Below are 12,278 nucleotides of genomic sequence, written 5' to 3' on the forward strand. Positions count from 1 at the left end.
ACGCAACATACTCAGGGCTGGACTGGCCCTTCACACCGCAACCGCGGCGTAAAAGAAGCCGGTCGCTTCCAGCGGCCGGAGAAGTCACCACCACCCGGCATGCGGCCGAGTGTAGAGCGCAGCATCAGCGACCCCTCCTCGCACGGCGGCTCGCTCCACCGCGGACTATCGTTGGATTGATCGGCTAACTATCCGGGCTCAGAGCAACGACGCGCCAGTGGTTGCCCGCTCGAACACGTTGAGGAGTCGACAATGAGCGCTCGCCGAATCTCTCGGCTGGTCGCTGCGGTACTGGCGCTCGCAGCCGTGCTGAGCGGCCCCGCCCCGATAGCCGCCGCCCAGCCGCCACCTCCGCCCGCACCGGCACCTCCGGCACCGCCATGTGCCGATGTGTTGGTGGTGTTCGCGCGCGGGACTGGCGAACCCGTGGGCGTTGGCGGCGTCGGGCAGGCCTTCGTCGACGCGGTGCGCGCCCAGGCAGCCCCGAGGTCGGTGGACGTCTACCCGGTCAACTACCCGGCCAGCGGCGACTTCGGCAACCGCATCCAGTTCGCACAGACCGTCGTCGACGGGATCCGCGACGCAGCCAGAAAGGTCGAATCGACCGCGGCGACGTGCCCAGACACCCGGATCGTGCTCGGCGGCTACTCCCAGGGCGCGGCCGTCGCCGGATTCACCACGGCCGCCGAGATCCCCGACGAGGTGCCCGCCGAATACCGCAGCCTCATCCCCGAACCGATGCCCGACGACGTCGCCGATCACGTCGCCGCGGTGGTGCTGTTCGGTCAGCCGTCGGCCAGGTGGTTCACCGACGCCGGTGCGCCACCGGTGATCATCGGCCCGTCGTATCAGGGCAAGACGTTGACCCTGTGCGCGCCGGCAGACAACATCTGCGACGGGTCGCCGCTCGGCCTGCCGAGCTTCGCGCACGGGTCCTACGCGGTGAACGGGATGACCAACGAGGGCGCGGCCTACGCGGTCGCTCGGCTCGAACCGCCGCCCGCCAACCGGTAAGCGGCTCCGACGCGTGCTTTCATCAGTTGGGGCAGCTGTCGATGTCCTGGCCGTCGACGTTGACGACGACTGACCACCACCACACCGGCCCGAGCTTGTCGAGGCCCGCCTGTGGCAGGACCATGCGGATTTCGCCGGGTGTGTCGGTGTCGGCGAAGCCGTCCATGTCGTACTGGCGGCCTTCGCCGAAGGGGAAGTAGAAGTAGCCGATTTTCTGCCCGTCGAGCGTCTTGTAGCCCAGCTGCACGGTTTCACCAGCTGGGTTGGTGGCCAGCATCGACCACAGCACCGTGCCGGTGGCCGGTGTCTCGCCGGCGGAATTGATCGTCACGCGGGCGCTGGTGCCTGCCCGCCCGGCCATCTCCCCGACCTCCACCTGTGCGCGCTGCAGGTCAATCGGGGCTGCCGAACTGGTTGACGTGCAGGTGGATTCCGGGCCGGCCATCACCTTGCCGGGTGGTGCGGTTGCTGGCGCGACCGGTGGCGGCGGCGCGGCGGCGGTAGTGGTCTGCGGTGCCGCCTCCGTGGTCGTGGTGCCGGTCGGGCTGGCGGTGGTGGTGGTCGTCTGCTCAGCGGCGCTGGATTCGTCCTCGTCGTCACCCGCGAGGCCGCCGATGAAAGCCAGTAGTAGCAGCACAGCGGCGATACTGGCGAGGATGATCCAGAACCGCTTGCCGGGCAGCTGGGATGGCGGCTTGCCCCACTCGCGTCCGTTCCAGTAGGCCCGCCCACCGGTGCCTGCCGGGTCGGGGTACCAGCCGGGCGGTGGTGTCGGCGGTGTCGTCACCACAACGTTGTAGACATGACGCCAGCGAGCCAAACCAGCTCGGCTGAAGCCTCAGCGAGATCGGGCCTCTTGGTAGTTACCCCCTATTCGTCGAGGAGGTCGTCGATCAGCGCCCTCGAGCGGTCAGGAATCGGCGTGTCCGGAAAGAAGCGGTCCACGATCGCCCACACCTGATCGCGTCGAGCGATGTTGAGCTGCTCGAGCAACACCTGTATGTCCTCGGCATCGCGCGTAGCACGCGCGGCCAGAGCCTTCATCGCGAGTAGGTGATCGGGCGGGGTCGCAACGACCTGTAGGTGCGGATGGTCGAAAATACGCGGCCCTTCACCGGGAGTGCGGGAGGCGTAGCCGACAGCCTGATTGTTGAGCCACGTCGTCGGCCAATCCTTCTCACGCGCGACCTCACGGATGGCGGCCAGCATCGGCCCATCCGGAGCGAACTGCGCATCGATGTCCCGAGTCGCTACGCGGTCCGGGTGGTACGCCAAAAGCATTGCAGCCCCGCCGAACACATGCACATGGCCGACAACCCGTCGCCGCTCCAGCTTCGCGGCCAGCGCAGCGAATGCCTCAAGTAGCTCGGTCGCGTCGAACAGTGGCTCGGGCATGAAGAACGCTCCATCGTGAGTCAGGTCGTGCCGGTCAAGGTAGATGCCGTGGCGGCGAAACGCTGCAGGCGTGAACACCAGCGCGTAAGTGCGCGCGGAGGGAAGAGGGGAGACCCACCAGGCGGAGGTCAGGAATCTGTCGGCCGCGGTCGTCCACAGCGGCGCCGCCACGCCGTAGCGGGCGCAGACGTGTTCTGCGGCGGCCGCAAGAAGCGCGTCATACCGGATGTCACCGGTGAAGGGTGGCTCGTCGGTGATCAGCGACAGCGCGGCGGCCCGGGCTTCGTCGGCGCCGCGGGTGAACTCGAAGAAGATGCGCAACCGGGTTCGGTCATCGCTGCGGCCTCGGATCGCTTCTGCGGTGTCGGTCACAGACAGCGCCGAGAGGGTCGGGGTGCGATCGGTGCGGGCGCCTTGACGTCGGCGAACCGCGCGGACGTCGTTGGCCCGGTAGCCGGAGACACGTGCGATGTGGCGGCTGGACAAAATGCCGCGCGCCCGCGCTGGGGTGACGCCCCAGTGCTCAGCGGCTTGTTCTGCAGTCCAGAGCTCCACACCACCAACATACGCGCAACCTGCGCGGAAGTGTGTGCCGTCGAACCGCCAAGCGTGGCAGCGAGTCGCGAAGGAATCCACAGCCGCGCCCGGCGGCCGATCTCGCACACGGCCAGCGCGGTAACATGCGCACCAGGCTTTACCGGGAGGTTTCATGCGCGAAGGCAACTCCGCGCTCGACACCGGACTCGAAAAGGCGCCGACACTGACCATCGCGGTCGGCGCCAGCGATTACACCGCACACCCCCGCGACGGAGCTGTCACGATCGGCCGCCAGTTGCCTTCGCAGATCCGCGTCAGCGAGCCGGGGATCTCCCGCGTACACGTCCGCATCGAACCCGCCAACGGACACTGGGCGCTCATCGACACCGCAAGCCGCAACGGCACCTACCTCGACGGACAGCGCGTCGATTCCGTCGTGATCGACCGCGAACTCACCGTGCACCTGGGCAATCCGAACGGCGTTGCCGTGCGGCTGACTCCCACCCTCGGCGAAAACGTCACCGCAACAAACACACTCAGCGACCCGATGACCGGCGAAGACACCACGAGCACCGAAACGACCGTCGACGAGCCAACGGCCAACGACACAGAAACCACCACCGAAGAGGCCACCGCCGAAACCGCCGATCATCCCGACCCAGACATCGCGCGCGCCGGCGCCGCATTGGCCGCACGACGCGAGGAACTCGGGCTCTCTCACCAAGAGCTCACCGACGACCACATCATCAGCCAAAGCGCGCTGATGAAGTTCGAACGCGGCCAGCACTGGCCACCCGAACGCACCCGCACCATGATCGAGGAATACGTCGGCTGGGAGCCAGGAACCCTTGCCCGCATCAAGGCCGGCGCCCCCATCCCCGACGACGAATCCACCGAGGCAATCACCCCGACCGTCCAGGTAGCGGTCGCGATCGACGAAGCCGACATCGCACTGCGCGGCATCCGCGCCCGAGCCGCCCTGCTGCCCTCGAGCAACGACCCACAGTTCACCGACACGGCCACCGCCCTGCTGGACGAACTACGCCGACTCGACGCCACCCTCACCGACGCTGCACGCTCAGCGACCGGCCGACCGGAACTCGCCCTCACCCTCGGACAGGTCCGGCGGACATACACCGACCTGATGTTGCGCGCCGCACGCGCACCGGCCGCAACACTGGGGCAGCGCCTGTACGCGGTACGCCACCGTAAAGGGACGTCTTCGAATACCTGACTAAAACCCTAGCCGTTCGGCGTGCCGGGCGGTTTTCGGCGGTATTCTCGGCGCCCTGGTGCCGTTCCCGACGATTGGCCGGTCGTCGGGGTGTGGCGGGTGTGAGTGTAGCGGGCACGACGATAGCCACGCGACGCTCGGGCGTGCGTGGTGGGCCTGGTTGAGGCTCGTCGTCGTGGCGGCCGGCGTTAGGCGGCTCGCTCGTCGGGGTGTCGTCGGCGGTGCAGGTAGGCCGCGATGGCATTTCGGCCCAGAGCGAATCCGAGCATGACGGTCAGCTGGCGTACCGCGGCATACGCGATTATGCGCCCGCCGTAGAGGGTGCGGTCGAGGGTGTTGTTTGTGCTCTCGGAATCTTCTCGCCAGCCATAGCAGCGGTCGTACACGCTGTCGCCGTCGTCGGTCTTGACGTGCTGGCGCAGGTGCTCGGCGCGGTTGTAGCCGCGATTGTGGTCGGCGTCGGTGGTGTCGATGCGTTGGCGATGCACCGTGCCGCACGTTGGGGCGGCGAACTCGATGTACCAGCGGTAGCTGCCGTCGGCGTTGCGGCGCGGGTAGATCTTGGCGACCGGGCACGGCTGGAGGTGCTTGTCGCCGGTGTCGAGGATCTGGCGTTCGCAGATGCGCCCGTCGGCGGTCCATAGGTCGTGTACGTCGCCGCACGTGCACTTGAGCCGGGCGAATGCGGTAGCGATGCGGGTGCTGTCGTGCATCGGTGAGAGCACGGTCAGCCCGAGCTTCATGGCGTGGTCGATGTGCTTGCCGCGGAACGCTCCGTCGTAGCACACGCCGTCACACCGAACGTCGGCGTCGGCGACGACGCGGTCTATCATGTCGAGGGCTACGCGGGCCTCACCGCCGTAGCCCTTGCCCGCGGGTACCGCGTCGACGTCGAGGATCACCCTGTTGTTGCGGACGGTGTCGGGGCGGGTACTGAGGATGGCGAACTTGGTGCCGTAGCGGAATTCGGTGTCGTTGTCGCCGTTTTGGGCTTCGATGCCGGCGTGCACGTGGCGTCCGCCTTGTTCGGCCCAGCGGTCGGCGGTGGCTTTGCGCACCGGTGCGGCGACCACGGTGCCATCGCCTACGATGTACTGCCCGCGTGCCGGATTGGTGTGCGACACCCCAGCGCCTGGGTCGAGACAACCGAGTTCGCGCGCGAGCTGTCGTGCGAGCGGCCGGAAAGTCTCGAGCAGCTTGCCGGCGTGCTCGTCGAGTAGCCGTTGGGCGTAGTTGTGGTGCCAGCGTTGCGGTGGGCGCCGCGGCGGCTTTGGCGCATGATGGTCCGCGGCGTGGTGGCGGATGGTGCGCCAGTAGGCGGGATGGGCCATTGCCCGGGCGGCCTTGCTGTGCGAGCCGAGCACCCCGGCGAGGGCCTTGTGCAACACGTGCACCCACGGTGGGTAGTGCGGACGGCGGCCCGGGGTTCCCGGTTGGTGGACCGGCAGAACAGTGGCGAGGTGATAGATGGCGTCGTTGGACGCGACTGCCTCGATGGTGTCGATCTCCAGCAGCGTGAGGCGGTCGGGGTCGTCGCGTGGGTGCAGCTCTCGTTGCTCGATGCGATCGGCGCCGTAGGCGTCGTTGTGTTGGCGGGACCGGTCTTTGCGGCTCATGTCGGGTCGTCCCAGTCCTGCCAGGCATAGCCGATCAGCGCGGCGGTGGTGTCCAGCGAGGACGAGCCGATGAGACGCGCGGCGTCCTCGACGCGGCCGGTGCGGTCGAATTCGCGGCGCGCCGCGTGGGCGGTCAGCGACGCCGGCCGCACCCCCACGTCGTCGGATAGCCCGGCGCGGGTGAGGATTTCGCGCACGGTGACACACACCCGGGCCTGTTTCTGGGCGTCGCTGCCCGTGGCGCCGGTGCACAACACCGGCGACGGGGTGGGGGTGGGCAGCGGATGCGAGAGGTGACTCGCGCGTTCGGTGAGCACACGGATCGACCAGCGGTCCAGCGTCAGCGTGCGGGCACGATGCTTGCGCGATCCGTGCGCCCACACGGTCGAGGCCTGTGGGTCGAGGTCAGCGGCGGTGATATGCCCGAGCTCGGAGGTGTGGGCGCCGGCGAGCAGCAGCGCGGCGGTGGCGGCATGCCGGGTCGGGGTGGCGCGTTCGGAGAACAACCGCACCAGCGCGGCCTCGTCATCGCTGAGCGGACGTTGCCCCGAGGAAAGCCGGGCGGGCATGTCGATATCGGTTGTGGGGTCATCGAGGGTGAGCCGCAGCCGGCGCGCGGTGCGGAAGAACGCTCGCAGCGCCGCGCGCCGGTTGTGCATGGTTGCCACCGCCGCCTCGGATACGACACCGTGGCGGGTTCGCCCTTTGGCGGCAACGAATTTCGCGACCAGCGCCCGATCCACCGCCGAGAGGGTGGTCACATTGTGGGCGGCGGCGAACCGCGCGAACCGGCGGATCAGCAGCCCGAACTTGTCCAGGGTCTGTGCGGCCAGTGCCCCGTCGGCGATCCACGCGCCGGTCACCGCTTCCACCGTCGCGGACAGGCTGCCGTCAGCCATGGCAGGCCCCCACTGCAGCGGCAGCAGCAGCTGCGTGCCGGGCGTCAGCATGCGGCGCCGCCGTCGGCGACTGGATGAGCATGGCGGCCTCCTCCGTTGTGGTGCGTGTATGCACCATTGGAGCAGGAGGGTCCGACACGTCGGCCAGTGGCGACGGGGCCGCGGGCTATCGTGGGCCTGTGTCGCGCAGCAACGGTGACCGCCCGCCGATCGCCTACGTGACCGCGGGCGTGTGGCCGGACGCCGAATTGCATCCCGACGCACCGCCCTCCGCGCCCGCCGCCCAGTGGCTGGCGCGCGCGCTGCGTGACGCCATGACCGAGACCGCCACCGGTCAGCGGGCGCTCGCGGCGGCAAGTGGGGTTGCCCACACCACCATCGGGCGCATCCTGGCCGGCACAGTGTTGTGCGACATCGGCTCGCTGGCCCGCCTGGAACACGCGCTGGACCGACGGTTGTGGTCCGAACACGTCGACGCGGAAAGCCGCCGCGGTTCCAAGCGCCGCGCGGCCACTCGAAAGGCGACTGGCGTCTGACACGTGAGGCACGCTACAACGCTGTAATTCGATTGCAGTCGTATCGATGCGGCGTGTTGCGCTTGACTCACGTTACAAGAGGCAGAACACTTGGTGTCGCGCGAACGCACCCCACGCGCCTACGACCGAGCCGATGGGTGGCCGACTATGGGCAAGACCAGCAGATCACTGATCGATTTGATCGGCATCGCCGCGCAACGCCACGGGGGCGCGTCGGGGCGCCGGCTAGCCGAGTTGGCGCAGCACGCCGGGCATGACATTTCGCATGCCACGCTGAACCGGCTGCGGCAGGGCACCTATGCCACCCGGCCATCGGATGCGTCGATCCGGGCGATCGCCTACCTGGCCGACGTGTCGGAGAACACCGCGTTCGCTGCGGCCGGGGTGACGGCACCGGCCGCAGTGGTCTACCAGCCTCCGCGGGAGGCACAGCGTATGAGCACGCGGCAGCGCAAGGCGCTCGACGAAGTGATCCGCGCGTTCGTCGCAGAACCGGCCGTGGCCGCGCCGTCGGGCGTCGACTTCGGTGGGTTGCTGGCCGCGCGGGAGCGGCTCAGCGTGGCGCTGGCCGGCACCGGCGACGACCACGCCCAGCGGCTGGTCGACGCCGCCCGTGAGGTGGTGGCCCGCATCGACGAGGTGACCGACGCAGTGTTCGCCGCCGCCACCGACGCCGACGCGGCGGATTGCGAATCGTGTTTGGATGGCGCAACGTTCAGTAGCATCAGCGACCCTGCTCATGCCGCCGGGTAGTTCCGGCGCCTGGAGCCACGGGAGGGGGCAACCTTGTGATCCCGGACCTGGACGGATCGCATGGGCAGCTGCCGCCGGGCCGGTACCGCGCCAGCCGGGGCGAGCTGCATGACCGGTTCGTCGACGGGCGCGGCGCGCACCGGCAACAGTTATGGGCCGACTGGGAATCGGCGACGAGCCTGCTGTGCCGGCATGTGACCGTCAATGCGGCCTGGTTGTATGGGCAGTTCGTATCCGACGATCCCGACCCAGAGATCCTGTCCTGCGTGTACTGGGCCGAAGACCTCGAGCTGGCCAAGGCGCGGCTGAACCCCTCCAGCGCCACCATCTTGGCGGCGTTCGCCCAACGCGGTAAGGTCCGCCGCACTGTCGGCCTACAAGTGGACACTTACCTCATGGCGTGGCATTGCCAACCCGACACCAGCATTGAGGATCGGTACCTGGCGCCCTACCTGCAACGCCGAGGCTGGGTGGATGATCACTTGCAGCGAATGCGTTGGGGCCCAAGAGGATCACCGCCGAGTCGCGAAGACGCGTTACCCCGGCGCGGATATGTGGAGGTGATCGTCGATGACTACCAATGACAGTGACATCGACCGCATGGAAACCACCCTGCTCGCAGCGATGGACGACGCTGACGCAACCGCCTGGGCCACCCCGGATGACTTGTCGCGCATGAGTGTTGAGGCCCTGATCGCCGACGACACCCTGGGCCGCAGCCTGGCCTCGCACGGCAGTATCCGCGTCACCGGCGACGGCGTCACCGGCTCCTCGGCGCGGGTATCGGAGGTGGCCCGCGTCATGGCCGGCTTCCAACGGCTGGCCACCGCGGTCGGCGCCGCCCAACACGGCGATAAGGCGCTGGGCCGCCAACCCAACGCCGAGGTACGCCGCCGCACCGACCTGCTGCTGACCGCCTCACCCGGCCCCGGATCCATCATTCTCACCTTGACGCCGGCCAGTTCGCCGGTCACCGAAACCGGTCACGGCGCCGGGCGGGTCGGCATGTTCGCCGAACTGGAAACCGAAGACCAGTTACTCGACACTGCCATCAGCGCCGCAATCGACGTGTTCGCCGCCGGCAACGACATCGGCCCCAGCCCAGCCGAATCGGCGTTCGTGCAACAACTCGGCGAGCTCGGGCCGCGTACCGCCTCGGCGGTGCGGGATCTGTCCAAGACGTTGAACCGCGCCGGATTCGATATCGAAGTCGACTGGCAACAGCCGGCTCGCGTCACCAGCCGCGTCAAGGTGTCCGCAGCCGCTGCTGCACATATCGCCGCCACCGTCGAAAACTCCCACCTCGACGAACAACCAGTGCCGATCGTCGGCGAATACCTCACCGTCAGCTCCGTGCAATCCTGGCTCATCCGCCAAGACGACGGCGAAACCGTCACCGTTAAACTCGGCCGACTCAGCGAAAACGAGGTACGCGGACTCGGAATCGGCATGCGCGTACGCATCGACGCAATCATGAAAATCGAAACCACCCCCGGCGGCGCGGTGAAAACCACCTACACCGCCCAAGATGTCCACCGCGTTGACGGCTAACGCTAACGCTAACTCAACTAACCAACTGCTAACCAGCATCAGCCCAGGACCACATCATGCGTCTAGAGCCGACGCCTATGTGCCTAGAACCGTTGGCACCGGCGTCCATTCGTTACCCACGCCAGGCGAGGTCCTAGGAGACCGGGGTCGCGAGCGCCGGCTCCACAACGAGGCCTGCGTCATCTCCCGCGCACACCCTGGTGGTTGTTATCGAGCGCACGCCAGCGAGCACGTCGCTGCCGCGCTGCGGGGTGAGCGACCATATGAGTTCTTGACTCCTGGTGCCCGCGCCACGCGCACAGGGCGTGTCAATCGACTCCACTAGTCGCCACGCCAAGCCTGCCCAATACAACGTCACCGTGGGCCGAACGAAGATGCCGTCCTCGGTTGAAGAAAGGAGCGTACCCGTCGCGATGCAATTGCCGTCCGTGCAGTTCGTGGTGAACCGGTAGGTCGCCGACGTCTCAATGGTCGGGGCGCGGACGGTGTTGTATGTCCGAAACGCGCCGTGGAAGTCGATCCGATACTCGCCGTTGAGGAATTGGTCGTCGGCGCGGGCGGTGGCGATCGAGGCGACGGCGAGGCCGCCAACGACGGCGACTGCGGCGGACGCCGCGATCTTCATGCATCTATCGTGTGGTGTGAATCGCGCCATCGCTCTCCTCTGGGTGGTCACATCGGGCGGGCTAACTGCCCACCGGTCGTAAGTTCTCGATCCAACACGGTGCCCCGTTTGACAGGACCGGTGACACTCTGAGCGCCTCGGGACTGTCGACTGCCGGGGCGATTCGGGCCACCAGTTGGCCGCGCCAGACGACCTCGATCGCCTCTCCGGCCGCAACCTTGTCGAACAAACGTCCAGCGCGCGTTCGCAATTCGTCGAGGCTGCACGTCCTCGCGCGAACCTTGGGCTCGTCAGAACGGCCACTGATGGGCATGATCCGCCCGGCGGGCAGGCCGCGACGGACCACCGATATGGTTTCACCGGCTACAACTCGCTCGAGAACGCCGCACGTGTGGCTGCGGAGTTGGCCAAGGCCGATTGGCTTCCGCATTTCATTGTGCATATGGCCAGTGCTACACCGACGGTGGTTGGCCATGTGCATACTCAGAATTCGCAGGTGCTAGAGGGGCCGCAGGACCGGTGCAAGGGCCGTCAAGGGGACACGGACAATTACTGTGCCGCCGTCCATGGACCACACGAGCCGGTCTTGGGGCCACAGGTTTTCGTGTGCCATCGGTGCGTCGGGCATGTAGAGAATCAGTTCATTGTCGGTGAGGGCAAACGCCCGGTACTCGCCCGAGTAGCCCGACCCGTCCAATTGTGGTTCCCACTCCTGTGTTGTGAAGGGATAGGTTCCGGGCGAATGGGGCGGCTCCGCCGCGTCCAATGCCGGTACGAGATATGGCCGGACAAGAGGAGGAAGCGCGGACAGCGGGTCAACGTGGGATGCGAACAGGTCGGCTAACCCAAGTTGCCTACCTGATGCCAGGTCGAACGTGAATGTGCGGTAGGCGTTGTTCTGCATGTTGCCGACGGTCCACCAATACTCGTGAAACACGACCGATCTCACTGATCCATGTGAGTAGACCGTAGGCTGGGTGGAGGCTTCGTTGGCGCGCACCATGGTGGCCCCGGTAGTGCGCCAGTCATCGATGCGTGTCCGCATGTACTCACGCAGCACCGGACCGGCGGTCGGGTCGTCGATCAGTTCACGGGGAATACCAACCGACAGGGTCATGATGGCCTGGCGGATGGACGTCACCTCTGTGGCACAGACGCCATTGGCCTCAAGCCATTCGCCGCCCAACACGGCATTACATGAGCTATCGGCGAAGGCTGGCGGCGCCCATGCCACCAGACATCCCGTGACGATGGCCACGATTCCGCTAGACCTCACGTTCGCCCCGCCCATGGTGCTATTTGATATCGACTTTGCTTGCCAGCCAACGGCCGTCGATGAGGTCCATGGTGATTCCGACTCTGCTGCGATCGATCCGGGGCTCGGGGTTCACGGCGTTGCTGATGGATTGGTCAACGAAGATCAGGACCTCGACTTTGGTGTTGGTCGCTGACTTGATGGCGGAGTCGACGACGGCGCCATGGCTGACCGCTTTGTTGTCGATCAGCAGCTGCCGCAACTGTGTGGCCGACTGGCTGTACATGTCCTTGAATTCGCCAGTGGCACCGTCCAATACCTGGGTGGTGTTCTCGTCAATCTTCTGATAGTCGACGCTAGTCAACGTCACCGCGTAGCTGCGCGCCACGTCCAGCGCGGTGCGCCCCGCTTCGGCGGCGTCGTTGACCTGCTTGAGCTGCCAGCCGAAGAACGCGGCTAACCCCAATGCAGCCACGAAGACGACGACCCCCGCGGCAGCGAGGACGCGTCGCAGCCAGCGGTGTGACCGTCGAGTAGGCGTTTCGGTAGCCTCGTCGCCACCTGGATCGAGCGCCTCCGCGACCTCGGCCTCATCGGGGTCTTCGTCTTCGGGGGCAAGGGCCTGGCCGACCTCGGCGTCGTCGGCAATGTCGGGGACGTTCCCGCCGTCGAGATTCGGCCGGTCCGTGGCAGTGCTCTCGACGGCTTGGTCGTCCTGCTCCAAGAGCTGGTCGAACACGTCTTTGGTGTTTGATCGATTGAACACCGCTCCTCCTACTGGTTGGTGTTAGTTCGGTGGTTCGTATGGCATGGGTGGGCCGCCGTATGGCGTCGGGACCGAATGGGGGCCAACGGGTGTCGGA

The 12,278-nt window shown here is 67.0% G+C and carries 14 protein-coding genes; 6 read left to right on the forward strand and 8 right to left on the reverse strand.

Translation table 11 applies throughout. From position 1 onward, the window contains the following. The first annotated feature begins 252 nt into the window (after positions 1-252). A complete protein-coding gene (locus tag MSZK_RS29730) occupies positions 253-1,014 on the forward strand; it encodes a cutinase family protein (protein ID WP_099252120.1) in 762 nt (253 codons plus the stop codon). A gap of 22 nt (positions 1,015-1,036) precedes the next feature. Here MSZK_RS29730 and MSZK_RS33285 read toward each other — a convergent pair whose 3' ends face one another. Together MSZK_RS33285 and MSZK_RS29740 are read right to left on the reverse strand one after the other, a co-directional pair. Further along, positions 1,037-1,801: a DUF2510 domain-containing protein gene (locus tag MSZK_RS33285; RefSeq protein WP_233211590.1), complete on the reverse strand. Its 765-nt coding sequence runs from the start codon at positions 1,799-1,801 to the stop codon at positions 1,037-1,039. A gap of 83 nt (positions 1,802-1,884) precedes the next feature. Then, positions 1,885-2,964 carry a hypothetical protein gene (locus MSZK_RS29740; RefSeq protein WP_099252121.1) on the reverse strand — a complete coding sequence of 360 codons (1,080 nt, stop codon included), beginning with the start codon at positions 2,962-2,964 and terminating at the stop codon, positions 1,885-1,887. Between the two features lie 154 nt (positions 2,965-3,118). Between MSZK_RS29740 and MSZK_RS29745 the strand changes: the two genes are divergently transcribed. Continuing rightward, entirely contained in the window at positions 3,119-4,180 is a 1,062-nt protein-coding gene (locus MSZK_RS29745) for an FHA domain-containing protein (protein WP_099252122.1), read from the forward strand. A 188-nt stretch (positions 4,181-4,368) separates the two neighbouring features. Here the strand turns inward: MSZK_RS29745 and MSZK_RS33290 are convergent, their stop codons facing one another. Both MSZK_RS33290 and MSZK_RS29760 read right to left on the reverse strand, forming a co-directional pair. Then, positions 4,369-5,796 (reverse strand): hypothetical protein, encoded by a 1,428-nt coding sequence (locus MSZK_RS33290; protein ID WP_233211592.1) that lies wholly within the window; start codon positions 5,794-5,796, stop codon positions 4,369-4,371. Continuing rightward, a complete protein-coding gene (locus MSZK_RS29760; RefSeq protein WP_233211593.1) occupies positions 5,793-6,746 on the reverse strand; it encodes a site-specific integrase in 954 nt (317 codons plus the stop codon). Before MSZK_RS29760 ends, MSZK_RS33290 begins: the two co-directional genes overlap by 4 nt. Before the next feature lie 128 nt (positions 6,747-6,874). On the opposite strand from MSZK_RS29760, the gene MSZK_RS33295 reads away from it, so the two are divergent. The 4 genes from MSZK_RS33295 to MSZK_RS32750 all read left to right on the forward strand — a co-directional run bounded on the left by MSZK_RS33295 (position 6,875) and on the right by MSZK_RS32750 (position 9,535). Then, the gene (locus MSZK_RS33295; protein ID WP_099252123.1) at positions 6,875-7,231 is read left to right on the forward strand and encodes an XRE family transcriptional regulator; all 357 of its coding nucleotides are present in this window, start codon (positions 6,875-6,877) and stop codon (positions 7,229-7,231) included. 147 nt (positions 7,232-7,378) lie between these two features. Then, positions 7,379-7,984: a hypothetical protein gene (locus MSZK_RS29770; protein WP_099252124.1), complete on the forward strand. Its 606-nt coding sequence runs from the start codon at positions 7,379-7,381 to the stop codon at positions 7,982-7,984. 35 nt (positions 7,985-8,019) lie between these two features. Beyond that, the gene (locus tag MSZK_RS29775) at positions 8,020-8,568 is read left to right on the forward strand and encodes a hypothetical protein (RefSeq protein WP_099252125.1); all 549 of its coding nucleotides are present in this window, start codon (positions 8,020-8,022) and stop codon (positions 8,566-8,568) included. Continuing rightward, positions 8,555-9,535: a hypothetical protein gene (locus MSZK_RS32750; RefSeq protein ID WP_233211594.1), complete on the forward strand. Its 981-nt coding sequence runs from the start codon at positions 8,555-8,557 to the stop codon at positions 9,533-9,535. Before MSZK_RS29775 ends, MSZK_RS32750 begins: the two co-directional genes overlap by 14 nt. 133 nt (positions 9,536-9,668) lie before the next feature. Here MSZK_RS32750 and MSZK_RS29790 read toward each other — a convergent pair whose 3' ends face one another. From MSZK_RS29790 to MSZK_RS29805, 4 genes are all read right to left on the reverse strand, one after another. Continuing rightward, complete coding sequence (locus MSZK_RS29790) at positions 9,669-10,160, reverse strand: hypothetical protein (protein ID WP_099252126.1); 492 nt, start codon at positions 10,158-10,160, stop codon at positions 9,669-9,671. Between the two features lie 61 nt (positions 10,161-10,221). Then, positions 10,222-10,641, reverse strand: coding sequence for a type II toxin-antitoxin system prevent-host-death family antitoxin (locus MSZK_RS33650; RefSeq protein WP_099252127.1), 420 nt, complete (start codon positions 10,639-10,641; stop codon positions 10,222-10,224). 18 nt (positions 10,642-10,659) lie between these two features. Continuing rightward, complete coding sequence (locus tag MSZK_RS29800) at positions 10,660-11,418, reverse strand: DUF3298 domain-containing protein (RefSeq protein WP_233211595.1); 759 nt, start codon at positions 11,416-11,418, stop codon at positions 10,660-10,662. Between the two features lie 37 nt (positions 11,419-11,455). Then, positions 11,456-12,154, reverse strand: a complete 699-nt coding sequence (locus tag MSZK_RS29805; RefSeq protein ID WP_371411419.1) for a hypothetical protein — start codon at positions 12,152-12,154, stop codon at positions 11,456-11,458. Between the last annotated feature and the right edge of the window lie 124 nt (positions 12,155-12,278).

The organism is Mycobacterium sp. shizuoka-1 (assembly GCF_002723835.1).
GTDB lineage: Bacteria > Actinomycetota > Actinomycetes > Mycobacteriales > Mycobacteriaceae > Mycobacterium.

What these genes read in the sequence shown, in the direction of transcription:
- MSZK_RS33650 (WP_099252127.1), bottom strand. Translation starts at nt 10,641, where the DNA reads ATGCACATGGCCAACCACCGTCGGTGTAGCACTGGCCATATGCACAAT.
- MSZK_RS33290 (WP_233211592.1), bottom strand. Translation starts at nt 5,796, where the DNA reads ATGAGCCGCAAAGACCGGTCCCGCCAACACAACGACGCCTACGGCGCC.
- MSZK_RS29770 (WP_099252124.1), top strand. Translation starts at nt 7,379, where the DNA reads ATGGGCAAGACCAGCAGATCACTGATCGATTTGATCGGCATCGCCGCG.
- MSZK_RS29745 (WP_099252122.1), top strand. Translation starts at nt 3,119, where the DNA reads ATGCGCGAAGGCAACTCCGCGCTCGACACCGGACTCGAAAAGGCGCCG.
- MSZK_RS29730 (WP_099252120.1), top strand. Translation starts at nt 253, where the DNA reads ATGAGCGCTCGCCGAATCTCTCGGCTGGTCGCTGCGGTACTGGCGCTC.
- MSZK_RS32750 (WP_233211594.1), top strand. Translation starts at nt 8,555, where the DNA reads ATGACTACCAATGACAGTGACATCGACCGCATGGAAACCACCCTGCTC.
- MSZK_RS29760 (WP_233211593.1), bottom strand. Translation starts at nt 6,746, where the DNA reads ATGCTGACGCCCGGCACGCAGCTGCTGCTGCCGCTGCAGTGGGGGCCT.
- MSZK_RS29790 (WP_099252126.1), bottom strand. Translation starts at nt 10,160, where the DNA reads ATGAAGATCGCGGCGTCCGCCGCAGTCGCCGTCGTTGGCGGCCTCGCC.